The 20,051-nt window shown below is 62.4% G+C and carries 18 protein-coding genes and 1 pseudogene; 11 read left to right on the plus strand and 8 right to left on the minus strand.

Translation table 11 applies throughout. The features are described 5' to 3' along the window. Positions 1–839, minus strand: an 839-nt coding sequence (locus RIF72_RS06275) for a LacI family DNA-binding transcriptional regulator (protein WP_309073993.1), incomplete at its 3' end; no start/stop codon positions are given. 78 nt (positions 840–917) lie between these two features. Further along, positions 918–1,544 (minus strand): DUF2510 domain-containing protein, encoded by a 627-nt coding sequence (locus tag RIF72_RS06280; protein WP_309073994.1) that lies wholly within the window; start codon positions 1,542–1,544, stop codon positions 918–920. 100 nt (positions 1,545–1,644) lie between these two features. On the opposite strand from RIF72_RS06280, the gene RIF72_RS06285 reads away from it, so the two are divergent. From RIF72_RS06285 to RIF72_RS06305, 5 genes are all read left to right on the plus strand, one after another. Continuing rightward, positions 1,645–2,253 (plus strand): hypothetical protein, encoded by a 609-nt coding sequence (locus RIF72_RS06285; RefSeq protein ID WP_309073995.1) that lies wholly within the window; start codon positions 1,645–1,647, stop codon positions 2,251–2,253. 61 nt (positions 2,254–2,314) lie between these two features. Beyond that, positions 2,315–3,331, plus strand: a complete 1,017-nt coding sequence (locus RIF72_RS06290) for an o-succinylbenzoate synthase (RefSeq protein ID WP_309073996.1) — start codon at positions 2,315–2,317, stop codon at positions 3,329–3,331. 76 nt (positions 3,332–3,407) lie between these two features. Next, positions 3,408–5,495, plus strand: a complete 2,088-nt coding sequence (locus RIF72_RS06295) for a PhoX family phosphatase (protein WP_309073997.1) — start codon at positions 3,408–3,410, stop codon at positions 5,493–5,495. A 531-nt stretch (positions 5,496–6,026) separates the two neighbouring features. Beyond that, the gene (gene menD / locus RIF72_RS06300) at positions 6,027–7,736 is read left to right on the plus strand and encodes a 2-succinyl-5-enolpyruvyl-6-hydroxy-3-cyclohexene-1-carboxylic-acid synthase (protein WP_309073998.1); all 1,710 of its coding nucleotides are present in this window, start codon (positions 6,027–6,029) and stop codon (positions 7,734–7,736) included. A 250-nt stretch (positions 7,737–7,986) separates the two neighbouring features. Then, on the plus strand, positions 7,987–8,940 hold the full coding sequence (locus RIF72_RS06305; RefSeq protein ID WP_309073999.1) for a hypothetical protein: 954 nt from the start codon (positions 7,987–7,989) through the stop codon (positions 8,938–8,940). Between the two features lie 103 nt (positions 8,941–9,043). Here the strand turns inward: RIF72_RS06305 and RIF72_RS06310 are convergent, their stop codons facing one another. The 4 genes from RIF72_RS06310 to RIF72_RS06325 all read right to left on the minus strand — a co-directional run bounded on the left by RIF72_RS06310 (position 9,044) and on the right by RIF72_RS06325 (position 13,049). Continuing rightward, on the minus strand, positions 9,044–9,835 hold the full coding sequence (locus tag RIF72_RS06310) for an amino acid ABC transporter ATP-binding protein (RefSeq protein WP_309074000.1): 792 nt from the start codon (positions 9,833–9,835) through the stop codon (positions 9,044–9,046). Positions 9,836–9,846: 11 nt separating this feature from the next. Next, positions 9,847–10,638: an amino acid ABC transporter permease gene (locus RIF72_RS06315; protein WP_309074001.1), complete on the minus strand. Its 792-nt coding sequence runs from the start codon at positions 10,636–10,638 to the stop codon at positions 9,847–9,849. Positions 10,639–10,737: 99 nt separating this feature from the next. After that, a complete protein-coding gene (locus tag RIF72_RS06320) occupies positions 10,738–11,535 on the minus strand; it encodes an ABC transporter substrate-binding protein (protein WP_309074002.1) in 798 nt (265 codons plus the stop codon). A 158-nt stretch (positions 11,536–11,693) separates the two neighbouring features. Next, complete coding sequence (locus RIF72_RS06325) at positions 11,694–13,049, minus strand: isochorismate synthase (RefSeq protein ID WP_309074003.1); 1,356 nt, start codon at positions 13,047–13,049, stop codon at positions 11,694–11,696. 91 nt (positions 13,050–13,140) lie between these two features. Here RIF72_RS06325 and RIF72_RS06330 point away from each other — a divergent pair, with 91 nt between their 5' ends. From RIF72_RS06330 to RIF72_RS20090, 5 genes and pseudogenes are all read left to right on the plus strand, one after another. After that, positions 13,141–13,902 (plus strand): demethylmenaquinone methyltransferase, encoded by a 762-nt coding sequence (locus tag RIF72_RS06330; RefSeq protein ID WP_309074004.1) that lies wholly within the window; start codon positions 13,141–13,143, stop codon positions 13,900–13,902. A 28-nt stretch (positions 13,903–13,930) separates the two neighbouring features. Beyond that, positions 13,931–15,274, plus strand: coding sequence for a geranylgeranyl reductase family protein (locus tag RIF72_RS06335; protein ID WP_309074005.1), 1,344 nt, complete (start codon positions 13,931–13,933; stop codon positions 15,272–15,274). A 9-nt stretch (positions 15,275–15,283) separates the two neighbouring features. Next, on the plus strand, positions 15,284–16,387 hold the full coding sequence (locus RIF72_RS06340) for a polyprenyl synthetase family protein (RefSeq protein WP_309074006.1): 1,104 nt from the start codon (positions 15,284–15,286) through the stop codon (positions 16,385–16,387). A 585-nt stretch (positions 16,388–16,972) separates the two neighbouring features. Beyond that, positions 16,973–17,101 (plus strand): annotated as a pseudogene (locus RIF72_RS20085) (hypothetical protein); the annotation flags it as partial. A 276-nt stretch (positions 17,102–17,377) separates the two neighbouring features. Beyond that, complete coding sequence (locus RIF72_RS20090) at positions 17,378–17,842, plus strand: endonuclease domain-containing protein (RefSeq protein WP_375164204.1); 465 nt, start codon at positions 17,378–17,380, stop codon at positions 17,840–17,842. Positions 17,843–18,025: 183 nt separating this feature from the next. On the opposite strand, the gene RIF72_RS06350 is transcribed toward RIF72_RS20090, so the two are convergent. Together RIF72_RS06350 and RIF72_RS06355 are read right to left on the minus strand one after the other, a co-directional pair. Then, complete coding sequence (locus tag RIF72_RS06350; RefSeq protein ID WP_309074008.1) at positions 18,026–18,451, minus strand: hypothetical protein; 426 nt, start codon at positions 18,449–18,451, stop codon at positions 18,026–18,028. A gap of 13 nt (positions 18,452–18,464) precedes the next feature. Next, a complete protein-coding gene (locus RIF72_RS06355; RefSeq protein ID WP_309074009.1) occupies positions 18,465–19,136 on the minus strand; it encodes a TRIC cation channel family protein in 672 nt (223 codons plus the stop codon). On the opposite strand from RIF72_RS06355, the gene RIF72_RS06360 reads away from it, so the two are divergent. Next, positions 19,137–19,904: a sirohydrochlorin chelatase gene (locus RIF72_RS06360; RefSeq protein ID WP_309074010.1), complete on the plus strand. Its 768-nt coding sequence runs from the start codon at positions 19,137–19,139 to the stop codon at positions 19,902–19,904. Positions 19,905–20,051 lie beyond the last annotated feature (147 nt).

Below are 20,051 nucleotides of genomic sequence, written 5' to 3' on the forward strand. Positions count from 1 at the left end.
ATGATGGACAGATCCTGGGGAACACTGAGGCCCAGGCGCGCTGCGGCCAGGGCGACGCCGACTGCCAGGCGGTCGTTCGCGCACATGATGGCCGTGGGCCGATCAGCCGGGGACACGCCGTCGAGCAGTTTCATGGTTCCCCGGTAGCCGGCGTCGATATCCCAGCCTGCCATGAAGATCCGGTCTTCACGGACCGCGGTGCCAGCCGTGGCGTGGGCATCACGGTAACCCTGAACGCGCAAGGGGGCCGCAGGCGAATCCTCGAACCCGGCAAGCAGTGCGATGTCCCGGTGGCCAAGCTCCAAAAGGTGCTCAGTGGCCTCCCTGCCACCCGTTACTTCGTCAGGAATGACGTGATGCAACTGAGGCTGGGGGTGGTTGTCATAGCAGTTGGCAAGGACCGATGGCACGCGGAGCATCCCGTGCGGAACGTCGATGGGTTTCAGGCCGACAGTCACGTACATGAGCCCATCAACCTGCCGATCCAAGAGGGTTTCGACGGCGCTCGCGTCCCTCGCGGTGTCTCGCTCCGTATCCATGACGACGGTAACGAAGCCGCGGCTTCGGGCAACATCATCTGCCCCGCCGATGATGTTGCCATCGAAGGGGCTGACCACTACTTCGTCGGACAGAATGCCGATCACGCGTGACCGTCTATTCCGCAGGCTCAGTGCGATGGCGTTCGGGGAGTAGTTGAGCTCCTCGGCGGCCTGTCGGATCCGGTCCTGGCTCTCCTTGGCCACGTTCCCATCTCCACGCCCGTTCAGAACCAGCGAGACCGCGCTCCTGGAGACGCCCGCCCTTTTAGCGACGTCCAGTGCGGTGGCCTTGCGGTTCATGGGAAGTCCTTCCGTCCTTATTGTCAGCAGTCTACCTAACGCGTGTGAGGTTGCGGGTCCGGCGTGAGGTCCGAGGCATTAGGTCGAGACGGAATACCCAAACTGGGAGTACATCGACTGCATGAAGTTGGACATCCAGATACCGGTAACCACCATGCTGATAACGAACACCGCGATGATGGCCCAGACCGGCAATAGCCCTCGCTTGGGCGCCACTTTATTGACGATCACAGAGCGGCCAATCACGTACACAATCGCGCTAAGGAACGCCCAAGCCCAGTGGAAAGGACGCACGACGCCGGACTGGAGTAGGCGTTGACGGTCCAGGAAAGCGAAAAACACCGAGAGCCCGTAGATCAGGAAACTTGAACCCATGAGCAGGAAATAGCCGGGCGTGTACATGGAGAAGGGGTCCATGGTGGTAACCCCCTGCCGCGTGGTGATCATCCTGAACTCTGGCTGCCAGGTTAACAGGAGCAGGATGGAAACCAGCGGTAACAAGGTGATAGCCCAGATGAACGGGTTGTACACCGGCGTCTCGGGGCTGAGCTCAGGACGTGGTGCCTGGACCGGCGCTTGGAACTGAGCGGGCGCTTGGTGCGCTGTCCATGCACGTCCGTCCCACCATCGGACGAGACGCGGGTCCCAAGGATCCGGGTACCAGCCGGAAGGCGTAGTTGAACCGGGCACTGGTTGAGTCATCATTCCCCCACTTTGAGTCGTGGTTCTGAGAATATCGCGATTGCTGCCTCTCGCTTGCCAGGAGCCTCTCCCCAGTGACCATGTGGCGGTGCAAGGATGGAGCATGAGCTTCTTCGACGACCTCCCCGAGCAGCCCCCGCGGCCGCGCCAAACGCAGCCTGTCCAGCCCGGATGGTACGGTCCGCCGTCGGACGAACTGCCCGGCGTAGCGCTCGTTGGCGGGTTCTTTCACAAGAGCCAGCGGATGGTGGTGGCGCTGAAACTGGTTGAGGTGTATTCCACGGGGTGCCTGTTGGAGCTGGTGTGGTCCGTACGGCGAGGCAACGAATCGGACCAGGAATGGCGGGAGACCGTGGAGGCGAGCTACAACCACCCGCGATCCAGCTTGGACACCAGGACAGGGCTCGAATTAGGGGTCGCTACTGCGGACGGACGCAAGGCTGTTGCGGCAATCCACGGACCATCGACCTTCCCAGAGGCTGAAGAAGTAGCTGGCCCCGTGCTGACAACCTTGGGCGGCGGTGGAGGGAGCAACAACGACGAGTATGTCCAGTTCACCGGCCGCTATTGGTTGTGGCCCTTGCCGGTGGAAGAGGACACAACGCTGGTGGTGCGGTGGCAAGCATTGGGGATCCCCGAATGCTCGCTCGTCCTGCCGGGGGTGCAACTGGCTGAAGCCTTGAGCCGGGTGCTGAACTACTGGTCCGAGTAGCTTTTCCACATAGCCTGATTGGCCTGCAAGTTGGGCGGGAGGCCGCCGGTACAGTGGCAATATGCCTGCACTTCCCTCCCTCGAAGAACTTCTCGATTCGGCTCACGTAGTCTCGTTGCCCATGCGCGTGAAGTTCCGCGGCATCATGGAGCGCGAGACACTCCTTCTGCGAGGACCGCTGGGCTGGGGTGAGTTCTGTCCCTTTCCCGAATACGACGACGACGAATCCTCCCGCTGGCTCGCAGCAGCCTTGGAAGCGGGCTGGCTAGGTTTCCCCACGCCCCTCAGGGACAAGATTCCGGTCAACGCCACGGTTCCCGCAGTTCCGGCAGGGCGTGTCCCGGAAGTGTTGGCACGCTTCGGGAGGGTGGACGCCGTCAAGGTCAAGGTTGCCGAGCGTGGCCAGTCGTTGGGGGAGGACGTTGCGCGAGTACACGCAGTACGCGAGGCCTTTCCTGCCGCCGCCATCCGGGTCGATGCCAACGGGGGATGGGACGTAGACCAGGCCGTGGAAGCCCTGGGCAAGCTTTCCGCGGTTGAACTCGAGTATGCCGAACAACCTGTTCCCACCATTGATGGCCTTGCCGAAGTTCGCCGTCGGCTCGCTGCCGCCGGAACACCAGTCCTTATCGCCGCAGACGAGAGCGTACGCAAGGAAGAGGATCCCCTTCGTGTTGCGCGGGCAGGCGCAGCTGACCTGATTGTCGTCAAGGTCGCGCCACTTGGGGGAGTCGCGCGTGCACTGGACATCGTGGAGCGGGCCGGGCTGCCCGCCGTCGTGAGTTCCGCGTTGGACACCTCAGTGGGCATCCGTGCCGGTTTGGCGCTCGCAGCGTCCCTGCCGTCCCTTCCCTATGCCTGTGGCCTTGGCACCGTTTCGCTGTTCGCTTCGGACATCACGCTGGACCCGCTGGTGGCCGACGACGGCGCTATTCAGTTACGTGACACGGTGGCCGACCCCGGGCTGCTTGAGCGGTACGCGGCATCGAGGGAGCGCCGGGACTGGTGGCGGGACCGACTCCGTCGGGTGCACTCGGTACTGGTGCGAAACCAGCACGGTTTGTTCACCGGGCCTTAACCAGAGCGACCTCTCAATTTCGGATTCCGCTGAAAGGCTCAGCGGGAACCTCGTACATCTCTGGAAGGTCTTCCCCATGTCTGAAACCACCGGACGCACGTTTCCGCTGCTCCCCATGCTCGGCCACACCAAGGGCAAGCGCAGCGCCGTCACGTGTGCTTTGAAGTGCGACAACGCCTGTTCGGGCGATGTTTGCAACACCAGTGCCAACGGCTACTTCCGCGACATTGCTTCAACGGCTATGTCCCGCCGCGCAGCCCTGGGGCTGGGAGCCGCAGGAGCGCTCGCCATCGTACTCGGCGGTGCTGTGACCGGCGGTGACACCGCCGTGGCCGACTCGGGCAATGGACTGTCTGAGGCCGCCAAGAAGGGCTTCAACAAGTCCAAGCTCAAGTTCACCGCCATCAAGCCTGTGGATGCAGCCGTGGATGCGTTCACCGTGCCCGAGGGGTTCGACTGGAAGCCGATCATCCGATGGGGCGACCCCCTCTTTGCCGACTCGCCGGCCTTTGACCTCAACGCGCAGACTGCTGCAGCCCAGGCACGCCAGTTCGGTTACAACAACGACTACACGGACATCCTGCCGATCCCGGGTTCCAAGGATCGCCGTGCCGTGCTCTTCAGCAACCACGAGTACACCAACGAGAACATCATGCTTCCGGAAGGCTTCGATCCCACCGAGGCACGGGCAATCGGCCGTGCCGGACATGGGTTGGCCGTGGTGGAACTCGAGCGCAAGAACAAGAACAAGCCGTGGAGCTACGTCCAGGGAGCACCCCTGAACCGGCGCTTCCTCATGGACACTGTCTACGAGTTGACCGGACCCGCAGCCGGTACCAACCTGGTCAAGACCATTGACGACCCCGCTGGCCGCTGGATCAAGGGCACGCTGGGCAACTGCGCCGGCGGAACCACCCCGTGGGGAACCATCCTCTCCGGTGAAGAGAACTTCAACGGCTATTTCGCTGCCCCTGGCACCAGCGACGGTGACAAGCGCTACGGAATTTCCTCGAAGGCAACCACTCGTCAGTGGGAACTTGATGAGCCGCGCTTCGATACCCGCAACTCCGGGTACGCCAACGAAACCAACCGCTTCGGCTGGATCGTGGAAGTGGACCCCTTTGATCCCACCTCCACTCCCAAGAAGCACTCCGCCATGGGCCGCTTCAAGCACGAGGGCGCCAACGTCATAGTCGCCCCTTCCGGTCACATAGTTGCCTACATGGGCGACGACGAGCGCTTTGACTACCTCTACAAATTCGTTTCCAAGGGCAGGTACCAGGCCGGTGACTCCAAGGAAGCACGCAAGAACAACATGAGCCTGCTTTCCGAGGGCGACCTCTACGTGGCTCGCTTCACGGGTGACTCTCCTGCGGACATTGACGGTACTGGCAAGCTCCCCGCCGACGGTGCTTTCGACGGCACAGGCGAATGGCTGCCGTTGGTCGTAAACGGCACCTCAGCTGTGCCGGGCATGACCGTGCCGGAGGTCCTCGTCTACACCCGCATCGCCGCCGACAAGGTTGGGCCCACCAAGATGGACCGTTGCGAAGACGTTGAGCCCAACCCTCGCACGGGCAAGGTTTACGTTGCCTGCACCAACAACTCCGACCGCGGTAAGCCCGGCAAGGAAGGCGCCACGGAGGTCAACCCGCGCAACCTGAACCGTGACGGCCACGTCGTGGAAATCACCGAAGAACGCGAGCAGACGGGCATCAAGTTCAACTGGAACCTCCTGTTGGTAGCCGGGGATCCCGCAAAGAACACCTCCACGTACTTCTCCGGATTCCCGGCCGACAAGGTGTCACCCATCTCGTGCCCGGATAACGTTGCCTTCGACTCCGTGGGCAATCTCTGGATCTCCACCGACGGCGCTCCAGGCACCATTGGCTACGCCGACGGCCTGTTCAAGGTCACCCTCGAAGGTCCTGAGCGCGGCAAGGTGGAACAGTTCCTCGCCGTTCCCCGTGACGCCGAAACCTGTGGTCCGATCATCCACGACGAAGAGCGCACCGTGTTCGTCGCCGTGCAGCACCCTGGCGAGGACGGCTCGTTCGAGGCACAGAACTCCTTCTTCCCGGACTACGTCCCAGCAGGAGCTACCCCCTCAGCGGGTGCGGCAAGGGCTCCCCGCCCCTCGGTGGTACAGGTTTTCCGCAAGTAAGGCCTGTTTCTCCCGATTCTGACGAATGCTCTCCCTCCCGGGATCCCGGGAAGGGGAGCATTTCGTCTCTTCGAACCTTCTTTCACGTCCCGCGTGTTTGGGCCGGTCGCTCTTTCACGTCCCGCGTGTTTGGGCCCGTCGCTCTGCCATAACCCCGGGGTCAAAATCCGTAAGGTGCCTAGGGTGTTGTCTGCTGTGTCACGATTCGTAGGCAATGGATGAGCCTTGGCCTTTCAAACGCCATACTGTTGCGCTGAGGGAGGCCCTCCTGCTGGCCGTTCTGACACCGACCGGTTCGCCAGGGTTCGCGCGTTTCGATCCTCACTTTATGCCCCGGTTCCTGCGCCTTAGCCAGGTATTGCTGGACGTCTACGAACCCCAGCGGCACCCGGGTGCGAGACGGTTGGCCGGAAGGGCTCGGGATGTGAGAGACGGTTGGCCGGAAGGGCTCGGGATGTGAGAGACGGTTGGCCGGAAGGGCTCGGGATGTGAGAGACGGTTTGGGGCCGGGCACGCCAATAGACTGGAACGGTGAATTCCCAGGACTCTCTGACTTCCATCGGCGCCGCCCGGATCGCTGTTACAGCACTGCTCGACGGCGGTGTGCGGCACGTGGTGGTGGCGCCAGGTTCGCGATCAGCCCCGATGGCCTACGCCTTGGCCGAAGCGGAAGCTGCAGGCCGCGTCCGGCTCCATGTGCGCATCGATGAACGGGACGCCGGGTTCACAGCCCTGGGCTTGGCGCTTTCCACCGAGGCGCCGGTGGCTGTGGTCACCACCTCCGGTACAGCGGTGGGCAATCTCCTGCCCGCTGTCATGGAAGCCAACCATTCAGCTGTCCCCGTGATCGTCATCTCTGCAGACCGGCCGGAAGAACTTCGCGGGACCGGGGCGAACCAGACCACCACCCAACTGGACCTCTTCGGCGATCACGTTCGATTCGCCGTCGACGTCCCTGCGGGAGATCATCCACAGAAGGCTGTTGCGACCGCACTCTATGCAGCCACCGGCGCTCTCGAAGACACCCCTCCGGGCCCCGTCCAGGTGAACCTTGCCTTCCGCGATCCTTTGGTACCGGCGGACGGCGACGCCCTTCCGGCCGCCGCGGGACACGGCGTGTTCCATTACGACGCCGGTCCCCAAGCGCTGGATCTTCCGGCGGCATCCAACGAGCTCGCTGAGCGACGCACGGTGGTCCTCGCAGGTCACGACGCCGGCCCCGTTGCCGAGGCTTTTGCCCGCGCCCATGGTTTGCCTTTGCTGGCGGAACCTTCATCGAACGCACGCTTCGGGCCGAACGCGGTAGGGCCCTACCGGGTACTTCTGGCGCACTTCGGACCTGGTTCGCCGACGCCGATCGAACGCGTGGTCCTGTTTGGCCGGGCTACTCTCTCCCGTCCGGTGGCCGCCCTCCTGGCACACGAGTCTGTTGAGTCCGCCATCTACCAGCCCGTCCCCGTGGCCTGGTACGAGGCTGGACGGCGGCGTGAAACCCCCATCGAAACCCTGCCAGAGCTTGCCGAATTCGCCGGGCTTGGCTCCGCCGAGTGGCTCGACTCCTGGCTTCTCGCAGGTGCCGCTGCCCAGCATGCCCTCGATGGCGTGTTGTCCGGGGAGGGCCTCGCGAACGGACCATCCGTTGGGGCTACCGTCTGGGAGCACTCCCGCGGACAGCTGGTGCTGGGTTCCTCCAACGGCATCCGGGACGTGGACCTAGCCGGACATCCTCACAGCGAACCCCTTGCAACGGTGTACGCCAATCGCGGCCTCGCCGGCATCGACGGCACCATCGCCACAGCCACTGGCGTCGCAATCGGCAGCGGCCGCGAAACCACTGTCCTCCTGGGCGACGTCACCTTCCTCCATGACGCCGGCGGACTGCTCCTAGGGCATGGGGAACCTGTACCGGACCTCCGAATCGTTGTGCTCAACGACTCTGGCGGCGCCATCTTCAGTCTCCTCGAACACGGGGCGGTCGAGGGCTCAGGCGCCTACGGCACCGCCGTCGAGCGCCTCTTTGGCACCCCGCACTCAGTGGACATCGCGGCACTCGCGGCGGCATACGGCGTCGGGCACCAAGCGGTGACCACGACGGCGGAACTCGCCGCGGCCCTGAAGTCGCCGTTGAAGGGTCGCACCATCGTGGAGGTGCGCGTGGACCGGGCGGGCCTCCGCGAGCTCCATGCACGGATCAAGGAGGCCATCTCGGCCGCAGTAGGCCAGGTTCTGACGGCGGGCTAGTCCCCGGCGGCCCAACTCGCCTGCGCCTCCAAGATCCTCCAACGCTGCGCATACAGATCCACGCTGCGCGGATTCGGGTGTCGCCATGAAATTTGGGTGTCGGCCAAGACTTTGAGCGTCGTGAACCGGATTGCGCGGCGTCCGAATCTGGGTGTCATTGGTCCGTCGCAGCAGCGGCGGTGGATCGGGAGTTTCCACATACGGCGGAGAAGGCCTACTCAAGGCATCGGCAAAGCCGAAGGCTAGTGCTATGCGGAGCCTACCCAAACTGATCCTCGCCAAGGACCTGTCACTCATCGGCGGGGATTCCCGGAAATTGTCAGAGGCATCCAAGGCGGGAAAGCTCGTGAGAATCAGGCATGGGGTGTATGTCGACGCACAGAAGTGGGCGCTGTTGGAGAGTTGGGATCGCTATGCCCTGAGGGTCGAGGCGGCGGCGGAGACTTTCACGTCCGCCACCGTGTTCTCACACCATTCTGCGGCCAGCATTCATGACATTCCGACCATCCTCGGACGACAACCCATTCACGCGCTCAGTTCTTATGCCGGCGGAGGAAGGTCCAGGGCAGGTGTTCGACGGCACTATGTTAGCGATGGCCACCAGGAAGCCGAGGAAACGAATGGTTTCCTGGTCACCGGCCGGGTCAGGACTGCACTGGACATCGCAGCCTCCGTGCCATTTGCCGAGGCTGTTGTTCCCGTGGATTTCCTCTTATCCCCTGGACGTCGTCGCAACCCCGTAACAAGGGATGAGCTGTTGAATGCTATTGATGCCCGGTATTCGAAGGCCGCCGCCAAGCGCGTGGCGGCGGTTGTTCAGTTTGCAGTTAAAAACTCGGGTTCGCCGGGGGAGTCCTACTGCAGGGGACTCGTGCACCTCGCCGGTTTCGCTGCTCCCGAGTTGCAGTATGAAGTTCGAACGAAAGTGGGGGTCGTCTACACGGACTACTACTGGAAGGGCGTCAAGGTGGTGGGAGAATTCGATGGCCGCGAAAAGTACATGAAGCCGGAGTACTTGAAGGGACGTACGCCTTCCCAAGTAGTGATCGAAGAAAAGGACCGCGAAAATGCCATCCGCGCCACCGGCCGAAGTGTGTTCCGGTTGGTGTGGAGTGACTTGACAGTTGGCAAGCTGGAACGCGAGCTTGTGGCAGCCGGGGTTCCCCGCCGCCGTCGTGCTTCATTAGGACACCCAAATTCGTAGGCGAGACGGCAACGGGAGGGTGCCTCCCAAATATGGGTGTCACCCTCCCGTTTCAGCGGCGCGAAAGAAGATGCGCGGCGTCAGCGTGGCGCGAACGAAGGAGTTAGTCCGCCACGTCAATGTGCGTGGGGTCGAGGACGCGGCGCAGGAATTCCTTGGTGCGGGGCTGAGTGGGGGCGCTGATGACGTTCTCTGCCGGCCCTTCTTCCACCACAACGCCGGCGTCCATGAAGACCACGCGGTCGGCAACTTCGCGGGCGAAGCCCATCTCATGCGTAACCACCAGCATGGTCATGCCTTCCTGGGCAAGCTTGCGCATGACGGCCAGGACGTCGCCCACGGTCTCGGGGTCGAGGGCAGAAGTGGGCTCATCGAAGAGCATGAGCTGCGGGTCCATGGACAGGGCACGCGCGATGGCGACGCGCTGCTGCTGGCCACCGGAGAGCTGGTCCGGGAAACGATCGGCGAAGTGTCCCAGGCCAACGCGTTCCAGATTTCGGCGGGCCACATCAGAGGCCTCGGACTTGGACCGCTTGAGGACCTTGGTCTGGGAGATGGTGCAGTTTTCCAGGACGCTCAGGTGCGGGAAGAGGTTGAAGTGCTGGAACACCATTCCCACGCTCTGACGCATTTTGTTGAGGTCTACGTCGGGATCGGTGGCTTCAAAAGAGCCAACGTTAATGGTGCCCGCGTTCGGCTGCTCAAGCAGGTTGACACAGCGAAGGAGAGTGGACTTGCCCGAGCCGGAGGGTCCGATCAGGCAAACAACCTGACCCGGTTCGACCGTCAGCGAGATTCCTTTGAGGACCTCGTTGCTGCCGTAGGACTTACGCAGATCCTTGATATTTACGCCAGCGGCACGAACGGCGGCCGTGCTCCCAGTGGAGTTATTCATGACTGTCCTGCCTATCGCTTGGTCCGCGCGGAGCGGCTTTCGAACTTCCGTGCCAGGAGGCTCAAGGGGATGGTGATGACCAGGTAGAACGCACCTGCCACGAGAAGCGGGGTCAAGCCGGCGCCAAGGCTGGAGATGCCGTCGCGGCCAAACTTGGTGAGCTCGAACTGGGATGCGGTGAGGCCCAGGACGTAGATCAGCGAGGAGTCCTTGGTGAGCAGGATGACCTCGTTGGTGAGCGGCGGCAGGACGATCTTGAAGGCCTGGGGGATAACGATGCTAACCATGGCCCGCCAGTGCGGCATACCCAGCGAACGGGCTGCTTCCATCTGGCCCTTGGGTACGGCTTGAAGGCCGGCGCGCAGGGTTTCGGCGATGTACGCCGCTGCCACCATGCCCAGGGAGATCATGACGATCACGAACACGTCCCACTGAACGCCGAATGCCAGGGGAACGCCATATCCGAAGGCGATGAAGACCAGCAGGGCGGGAACGCCGCGGAAGAACTCGATGTAGCCGGTGGCGAGCCAGCGATACAGAGGGAAGGAAGAGAGTTTCATCAGGGCGAGCAGAAGGCCGCCGGACAAGCCCACAATGAAGCCGAGGGCCGTGTAGATGAGGGTGTTCTTGAGGCCCACCAGGAAGATATCCGGGAACATCGGGCCGATCTTGGCGAAGTTGAAGACGCTGTTGCCCACCGTCTTCCAGTCCACGGCAATTATCACGGCGGCCACGGCCACAACAAAGATTCCGGCCTGGACGTACAAACTGACTTTGGCTCGTTGACGTGCAGTCATTGCCATGGGGTTCTCACATTCATGTTGCGCAGGTGGGGCCCCGAAAGGACCTGAACAGATCGTTTCGGGGCCCGCCTGCGTTGTTCTCGGGGAGCCGGGCTCGGACTACTTGGTGGCTTCGCCGAACCAGGTGGTCTCGAACTTCTTCAGGGTGCCGTCGTCGGTGATGCGCTTCAGAGTGGCGTTCACAGCCTCCGTCATGGCGGTGTTGCCCTTCTTGATGGAGATACCCAGCTGCTCGCCCGTTGCGTAGTCTTCAACGCGCTTGAGGTTGGAATCGTCCTTGATGGCGTAGCCCAGGACGGACTGGTTGCCGACGGCAGCGTCGATGGTGCCGGCCTTGAGGGCCTGGACCAGAAGGCCTGAGTCTTCGAACTGCTGGGCGTCGATTCCCTTGTCCTTGGCGTACTGGGCGCCGGTAGTGGCCTGCTGGACGCCCACCTTCTTGCCCTTTGCGCCGTCGAGGTTTTCGATGCCGGAGGCGGACGTGGCCACGAGGGTCAGGTCGTCGTCCAGGTAGGGAGTGGAGAAGTCCATGACGTTCTTGCGGACGTCGGTGATGGAGATCGAGGAGATGGAGACGTCGCAACCGGTTAGGGCGGTGCCGGTCTCGATGGCTTCGAAGGAGCTGTCCACCACGTTGAGCTCGGCCTTGACGTCCTTGGCGAGCTCGGCGGCGATGTCCATGTCGAAGCCGACGATCTTGCCGTCCTTCTGGAATTCGAAGGGCTCGTAAGGAATGTCCGAGCAGACCGTGAGCTTACCCGCGTTGATGAGCGCCAGGCCCGCCTCGTTGGTGGCAGCGGGGGTGGAGGAACCACCACAAGCGGTCAGGGCCAGGGCGCCGGCTGCGAGCACGGCGGCAATCTTGGTGCCGGACAGAACCGAACGGGAGATCTGCATGTTTTTTACCTTTTGTTGCGGTGGATGCTGAACTGAGTCGGTTTTAGTGTAGCGCCGAACGTGAGATGTGCATCACAGGAAACGAAGTTTCACTATTGGATAACAAGTTTACCCACTTATCAACCACCCCGGCAGCGGCCGTGTCTGGAATCCCAGATTCAGCGCTTGATGCCCAGCGCTTCCAGCATTGGCCGGAACTTGGCCCACGTTTCGGCCAACTCTGCCTCCGGCTGGGAGCCTTCAACGATGCCGCAACCCGCGTACAGGCGCACCCTGTTGGCGTCTTCGATGACTGCGCCGCGGAGCGCAATACCCCATTCACCGTTCCCTGCAGCATCGAGCCAACCCACAGGTCCGGCGTACGGGCCACGGTCCAGATGCTCGAGTTTGCGGATCAGCGCGCCGGCTACCAGCGTGGGTGTTCCGCAGACCGCCGCAGTGGGGTGCAAAGCATTGATCAGGGCCAGGCACGTCGGCACATGGCCTTCGATATCCGCCAGTTCAGCCTTCACGTCCGAGGCCAAATGCCACACATTGGGCAGCTCCAGAATGAACGGCTCGCTGTGGGAATTCATCGCTTCGGAGAAGGGAGCCAGCTGCCGCGTCAGCGAATCGATGGCGATGTCGTGTTCGTGCCGCTGCTTTTCGGATCCCGCCAGTACCCGCTCCGCGTAGGCCATGGGGGAGCCGTCCATACCGTCGGCATCACGGCGATCCAAGGTTCCTGCCAGCACGCGCGCCTGTGCAGTGCGGCCCTCCACCTGAATCAGCATCTCAGGCGTAGCACCCACGAGTCCGTCCACACCGTACGTCCAACATTCCCGGTACCTTGCGGCGAGCTGACGAAGCACCTCCGCGGCGTTGACGCCATCGGGCAGGTTGGCCACGACGTCGCGCGCCAACACAAGCTTCTCGAGCTTCCCGGAGCGAATCTCCTCCACACCATTGGAAACGGCCTGCATCCAAGCTGCCTCACTCAGGGAACCGCGACTGAGGTGACCAGCAGAACCGTCCGCAGCAACAACGTCAGGTGAGAGTCCGACGTCGGACCCTCCTGCCGCTAAACCGTCGCCGTTGGACTCGGGCTCAGTGAGCCAGCGGTCCACCGAGGCGAGGACGCCCGCCTCGGTGAGGGGGCCGTCGTCGAACGTTAATTGGGTGGCCCAGGCACGGCCGTCGCGGATGCCAACCACCAGTTCGGGAAGGATCAGGCGGGAAACGTGCGGGGAGGTTTTGGAGAAAGCGAACGAGCCGAAAGCCACAGGGCCAGTGCCTGGGATCTCAACGTGATCCGTGATTTCCGCCTCAAGAATGAGGTGCCGCCACCAGATATCGGCCTCAAGGAATCTCTCGGGTCCGGTGGCATTGAAGCGCGTCAGCTCGCCATAACCCACCAGGCCGGCCTCACGGCGGGACCAGCAAAGGACGTCGTCCCGCACCAGAAACGACGGCAGCCCCCCGGAGGATGATTCAACATCGAGGGGGACTGTCAAGGTACGGAGCGTGCTCGTCATGATGGAACAACAGTACTCCCGCGCGCAGCCAGAATCTGAGCCGACTTCTACAGCGCAGCAAAGTCGGTTGAATGTCTGAGACAATTACAGGGTGAACCGAGCATCCTTGGAAAAGCGTCCGGACGAAGTTGCGACGATGTTTGATGATGTCGCCCCAAAATACGACGTCGTCAATGATGTCCTGTCCATGGGACAGACGCGGCGCTGGCGGCGGATCGTGGTTGACGCCATGGATGTGAAGGTTGGCCAGAAGGTCCTTGACCTCGCCGCCGGAACGGGCACTTCCAGCGAACCCTACGCCGATGCGGGCGTGGACGTAGTGGCCTGCGACTTCTCCTTGGGCATGCTCAAAGTGGGCAAGCGCCGCCGCCCGGATATCAACTTCATCGCCGGTGACGCCACCAACTTGCCGTTCGCTGACAACAGCTTCGATGCTTCCACTATTTCCTTCGGGCTCCGCAACGTGGTGGAACCCCGCAAGGCCCTCGAGGAAATGCTGCGCGTCACCAAGCCCGGCGGACGCCTGGTCATCGCCGAGTTCTCCCACCCCGTGGTTCCGCTGTGGCGCAACCTCTACACCGAGTACCTGATGCGTGCGCTCCCTGCCATCGCCACCAAGGTCTCCTCCAACCCGGACGCCTACGTGTACCTCGCCGAGTCCATTCGTGCGTGGCCGGACCAGGACCACTTGGCCCAGTGGCTCAGTGATGCCGGCTGGACGGACATCACGTACCGCAACCTCAGCGGCGGCATCGTTGCTGTTCACCGTGCACAGAAGCCCGATGAGCACCGCGAGAGTGTTCCCGTGGCCAAGCTCCGCCGTCAGATAAAGCCGCGCCACCAAGCCGGCTAACCAGCACTGCCTGTTGAATTAGGACGTTGTGAAAGTACTGATTGTTGGCGCGGGCCCGGCAGGGTCCACCGCTGCGTATTACCTCGCCCAGCAGGGCATCGATGTCACGGTGCTGGAAAAGACTTCCTTTCCCCGTGAAAAGGTATGCGGCGACGGCCTGACTCCGCGCGCCGTCCGCGAGATTCAGAAGCTCGGACTTCCCCACGCGGTCTCCGAAGGGTGGCGGCGCAACAAGGGCCTCCGTCTCATTGCCGGTGGTCGCACCATTGAACTTCCCTGGCCCGAGGTAGCTGACTTTCCCACGTACGGCCTGATCCGGACCAGGCTCGGTTTCGACGAGGACCTGGCCCGTCACGCTCAGTCCGCGGGCGCCGTCGTGCTTGAACGCCACAGCGTCACCTCCGCGCTGACTGCGGAGGACGGTCGCGTCATCGGCGCCCGGGCTTCCATCCTGGACGTGTCCGGACGCAAAACGGGCGAAACGCGCGACTTCCACGCCGACGTCGTACTTGCCGCGGACGGAAACTCGACGCGGACCGCGGTGTCGCTGGGTATGCACAAGCGTGACGACCGTCCGCTGGGCGTCGCGGTGCGCACCTACTTCACCTCGCCAAGGCACGACGACGACTGGATGGAAGGTTGGCTGGAACTTCCCGGCAAGTCCGGCAAGCCACTGCCCGGCTACGGCTGGGTGTTCGGTGTTGGCGACGGCACGTCCAACGTGGGCCTCGGCATCCTTAACTCGTCCAAGGAATTCGGCAAGCTCGACTACAAGCAGGTCCTCCGCGAATGGACCGCCGGCATGCCCTCCGAATGGGGCTTCACTCCGGAAAACCAAGTGGGGGAGATCCGCGGCGCCGCGCTGCCCATGGGCTTCAACCGCACGCCGCACTACTCGCCCGGGCTGCTCCTGCTGGGCGATGCCGGCGGCATGGTGTCCCCGTTCAACGGCGAGGGCATTTCCTACGCGATGGAATCGGCCCGGTTCGCGGCCGAGTTCTTGATTGACGCTTCTTCGCGGTCGGCTTCTGCCGGTTGGTCCACGCACGACGCCGATGCCCACCTTTCGCGGTACGCGGACTATGTGCGGGAACAGTGGGGATCGCACTTCACCCTTGGCCGGATGTTTGCGTCCTTGATTGGAAAGCCTGCGGTGATGAAGCTTGCATTGCGCACAGGCATGCCAATTCCTGTGCTCATGCGATTCGTGGTCCGAATGCTCGCAAACCTCACGGATCCGTCCGCCAAGGGCTTCGAAGACCGCGTGATCCGGGTCCTCGAGATGCTGGTTCCGGCTACGTCCAACACTTCCTCTGCCGGCGCCCTTACGCCGGCAGGCACCAACTCCGCGGTTTCCGCAACAACTAGTTAGGGTTAACCCGTGACGAACTCTGCCGAACACAGCTGGACGCACGCCGGGCACGGCTTGCCGCAGACTGTTGAGCCTGCACCCAACACCACCGCGATCGCAACGGGACTCCAGCTGCCCGCCGGATTCGCCGCGATTGCGGGCGATCCAGAGCTCGGCCCTGCCATCACCACCAATCTTGCCCGGGTGGAGAAGAAGCTCCGCGAAGCCATCTCCAACTCGGACCCCTTGGCTGACGCGACGTCGCGCCACCTAGTGGAAGCCGGCGGCAAGCGTATCCGTCCGCTGCTCACTCTGTTGTGTGCCCACCTCGGCGATGCATCACGTCCCGAGGTTGTGCAGGCTGCAGTTGTAGTGGAATTGACGCACCTTGCCACGCTGTACCACGACGACGTGATGGACTCAGCTCCATTCCGCCGCGGTGCTCCTACCGCCCACGAAGTATGGGGCAACTCGGTGGCCATCCTTACCGGCGACCTCATTTTCGCCCGCGCCTCCATCCTGGTGTCCGAGCTCGGTTCGCGTGCGCTTGGCATCCAAGCACGCACGTTTGAGCGCTTGTGCCTCGGCCAGCTCCACGAAACGGTGGGCCCCCGTGAAGACGAGGATCCCGTAGAGCACTACCTGTCCGTCATTGCTGACAAGACCGGCTCACTGGTTGCAGCGTCAGGCCAGCTCGGGGCAATCTTCGCCGGTGCCGACGAGTCCTTCGAGGACCTGCTGGTGGAATACGGCGAAAAGGTGGGCGTTGCTTTCCAGCTCGCTGACGACGTCATCGATGTCACCGGCGTGAAGGTCAAATCCGGCAAGTCCCCGGGGACCGACCTCCGTGAAGGTGTTCCCACCTTGCCTGTCCTGTTGCTTCGCCGTGATGCTGCTGCGGGCGATGCCTCGGCTGCTTCGCTGCTGGAACTGATTGACGGCGACCTGTCCTCTGACTCTGCCCTGGCTGAGGCCGTAGCCGGTCTGCGGGAGCACCCTGTCACCAACGAATCCTGGAAAATTGCCCGCCAGTGGTCCGCTGAGGCAGTTGCCGCCCTGGACCCGCTGCCGGAGGGCGTTGTGAAGGCCTCGCTGACCAACTTCGCGCATGCCGTGGTGGACCGCAGCAGCTAGGGTTTCCCTTGCTTTGGCAGGCGTCCGGGCTTCATAGGCCGGGCGCCTGCTTTTTTATTGCCCACAATTTGGGTGCAGGCCTTGGAGTTCCTCGGGCCTACACCACCTACTTCGAAGGTCCGAGTGTGGTGACACGCCGGTGGTTGCGGTGTGTTGCGGCGCCGGTGGAATCAAAGTGGGTGGTGGCCGTACGCGGTTAGCGGCCAAACTCTTACCCTCCCGGAAAAACGGAATGGCCCCGGCTCGCTGCAACGTTACGAGTCTTACGCTGCACCGAACCGGGACCACAATCTCCGTTCGCATCAGACCCACCGGAGGCATTTAGTGGATCCGTGAAAAGCTTATGACAATCCTGTCACATATGCAACTCCATGCGTCAATGGTTTTCCCGTTCCTGCAGCGCGATTTACAGCAAGGCGCTGGCCCTCCACCACCAACTTTGAATTTCGGAAGTGAGGGCCTCTCCGGAGTTAGGGTGTGTCATAACCTCAGGGCCGCCAAACCTAGTGGTGGGAGACCGCCGGGTTGTCCACATACGACGAATTCCCAGCTCAGGTTGCCCGGTGAGCCCACGAGCATTGGCCTATGGACATCACACAATTCCTAGCCAGCCGCCTCGGCGCAGCTACAACGGATTCGCTTCGCCGGGCTGGATTCACTCGGCGGGCGGTAGCCGGTGCTTTGAAGACGGGGGTGATCCACAGGCTTCATCGAGGTGTCTACACTTCCCGGGCATCAGACCCCGACGTCGTTGCTGCCTTTCGAGCCGACGGGCTGCTTACTTGCATCTCGGCAGCGCGCTTTTATCGTTTGTGGACACTCGAGGACGCAAGGTCACTCCATCTCAGCTGCTGCACGGGACAAGCGCGACACGGTGTAGTCCACCACGGAGCCTGCCTGCATCCAGTCCACTCGTATCTCCCGATAGCGGGGGTGGCCGATGTCCTGATCCACGCCCTCAGATGTCTGCCGGAACTTGAAGCGCTCGTCATGGTGCAGAGTGCTGTAAGCCAGGCGCTCCTTTCCACCGATTTCCTGAGATCAAAGCTCCCTGGCAACAGGAATGGCAAGATTCGGGGAATCCTGGATCTCGTTCTGCCGAGGGCCGACTCACTCCTGGAAATACTCGCGCACACCCATTTCACAAGGGCAGGCCTCCGGGTACAGATGCATGTGGAACTGCCCGGAGTGGGAGAGGTGGACTGCTTGGTCAACGAATGCTTGATCGTAGAACTCGACGGTGGCACCCACCTGGAGGGAAAACAGGTTAAGAAGGACCACTACAGGAACAACGCTGCCATGCGCGGAGGTCTGCTGAGTCTTCACTATTACTACGCCGACGTCGTTCATCACCCGGAGCGCATGGTGGCCGAAGTCGTGGCAGTCCTGTTCAACAGGGAAGTTGGCCGCTTCGCGCCGGCGAGGTACGCGCCTTGGTGGGTTCCGCCGTCGTAAGTTCCCGTCCCCGCCGTACCGCCACCACCTACTTTGGCCCCAACTTTCTGGCGACACACCCCCTAAGCGGCGCGTCAGGGCAGTTCCAGAATCAAAGTGGGTGGTGGACGCGCAGACCGCCAAAGCAAAACAGCCCCTTCCCTGACTAAGAAGTCAGGGAAGGGGCTGCTCGAAACCGGGAAGTTAGTCTTCGTCGTCGTTGAATGCCCACTCGAACATGTCGAACACGAACTCCGAGAAGGTGCCTTCTTCGCTCTTCCACTGGCCGCGGGCGTTGTTGCGGCGCCAGACGATGGGGTCCGGGATGCTGAGGTCGGCGGTGCGGAAGCCCCAGGTGAACTGCTCTTCCTCGTCCTCAAGGAACATGAGGAAACCTTCGTCATCGACTTCGAGTTCCTCGGGGTCCCAGAAGTAGTGGTAGGCCTCCATGAGGTCCTCGCAGCCGCCGATTGCGAGGTAGAACTCGCGCAGAACCAGCGGGATGGTGAAGGAGTGATCGGCGAGGGCGTCGTCCAGTTCGTCGGGCGTGAGGCCGTCTTCTTCCTGCCATTCATCCTCGAGATACTTTGGGACCAGCGCGCGGAACTTCTCGAGGAACATGTCAGTCATGCTCTTATCCTAGCTAATCCCGGGCACCCGAAATTGCGCCCCCACCGGTGCCTGCGCGATGCCAACCACGCACAGCCAGGGGCACATACCAACCGCGGCGCCAGGCGGTTACCCGGAAAGTGAAAACAACACCGGCAATGACACAGGCGGTAAGCCCGCTGAACAGGCCAAGGTGCCACAGCAACGTGGTCAAACCGGCGCCCACGAAGGCAGGCAGTGCGTAGATATCGCGGTTGTTGAACAGGGTAGGGACTTCGTTGGCGGTGATGTCACGGAGCAGGCCGCCGCCCACTCCCGTGGTGACTCCCAGGAGGATCGCAGCCACCGGGTTCATGCCGGCACTGATGGCCTTCAGGGTGCCGGTAATGCAAAACAACGCCAATCCGCCGGCGTCGAACAGCGTCAAAAGGGACGTGAAGCGCTGGACAGAGGAAAACAGGAAGTAGACCAGCATCGCCGCAAGAAGCGGGGGAGCCAGATACGCCGGGTTCGTGAAGGCGATCGGGGGTCCGGCGTTGATCACGATGTCACGGATCACCCCACCGCCCAGCGCCGCGATGGAAGCGAGCAGCACCGAACCAACAAAGTCGAATTGTTTACGGGCGGCCAACAACGAGCCCGACACAGCAAAAAAGAACACGCCGACGAGGTCAAGCCAAAGAAGAACAATGTCAAAGGAAATCAAGTGGACTGGTTCTTTCTTAAAGTGCTTCACAACAGGTGCTGGCTCAACGTTACGCTAGCTCCCATGAACAGCCCCGTTTTGATCGCTTGCGCCCATGGAACCCGCAACGCCGAAGGCCAGGCTGCCATCCGACGCGTGATGGCAGAAATTGAAACTCTCCGCCCCGGACTGCGCGTTGTTGAGGCGTACGTTGACGTCCAGGAACCCGAGTTAGGCGGCGTGGTGGAGGGCCTGCCCCAGGGGACTGCCGCCGTCGTCGTACCGCTTTTGCTCTCTACCGGTTTCCACATCAAGGTGGACGTGCCCAAAGCCATCAAGAGCCGGCCCGAGGTAGTGGCCGCCAGGCCCTTGGGTCCGGATCCGCGGCTGGCTGAGCTGTTGGCCACCCACTTGCGTGCGGCGGGCTTGAAGGAGGACGACGGCGTGTTGCTGGCCGCCGCGGGATCGTCCCTTCCGGACGGCTCGGTTGACTCTGAAGAGCAGGCGCGACTGCTCGGCGAGCTGCTGCCGAACAAGGTGCGCGTCGCCTATGGCGCCAGTGCCCAGCCCACAGTGCCCGACGGCGTCGCCTCCTTGCGCGAAGAACTCGCCGCTGACGGTGGGACAGGCAGGGTCTTCATAGCCTCGTACCTCTTGGCTACGGGTTATTTCCACGACCAGTTGGCCAAGGCGGGCGCGGACATTGTTGCGGCGCCGTTGCTGCCGTCTCCTGTGTTGGCCGAGATCGCGCTGGAACGGTACGACGCAGTGTTGGAAAGGCTCTCCTAACCTTTATTTACGCGGAAATGGGAGCAATTGGACCTGCACAAAACAGGTCCTCCGGACAAGGCCGCTGGCGTGTTCGTGACGAAATGTTTCCCTAGGTGACTTAGCGTTTCCGGACCTTTGCTGGCGAAAACTGGCCAGACCTACAGT

The sequence above is a fragment of the Paenarthrobacter sp. genome, assembly GCF_031180005.1.
GTDB lineage: Bacteria > Actinomycetota > Actinomycetes > Actinomycetales > Micrococcaceae > Arthrobacter.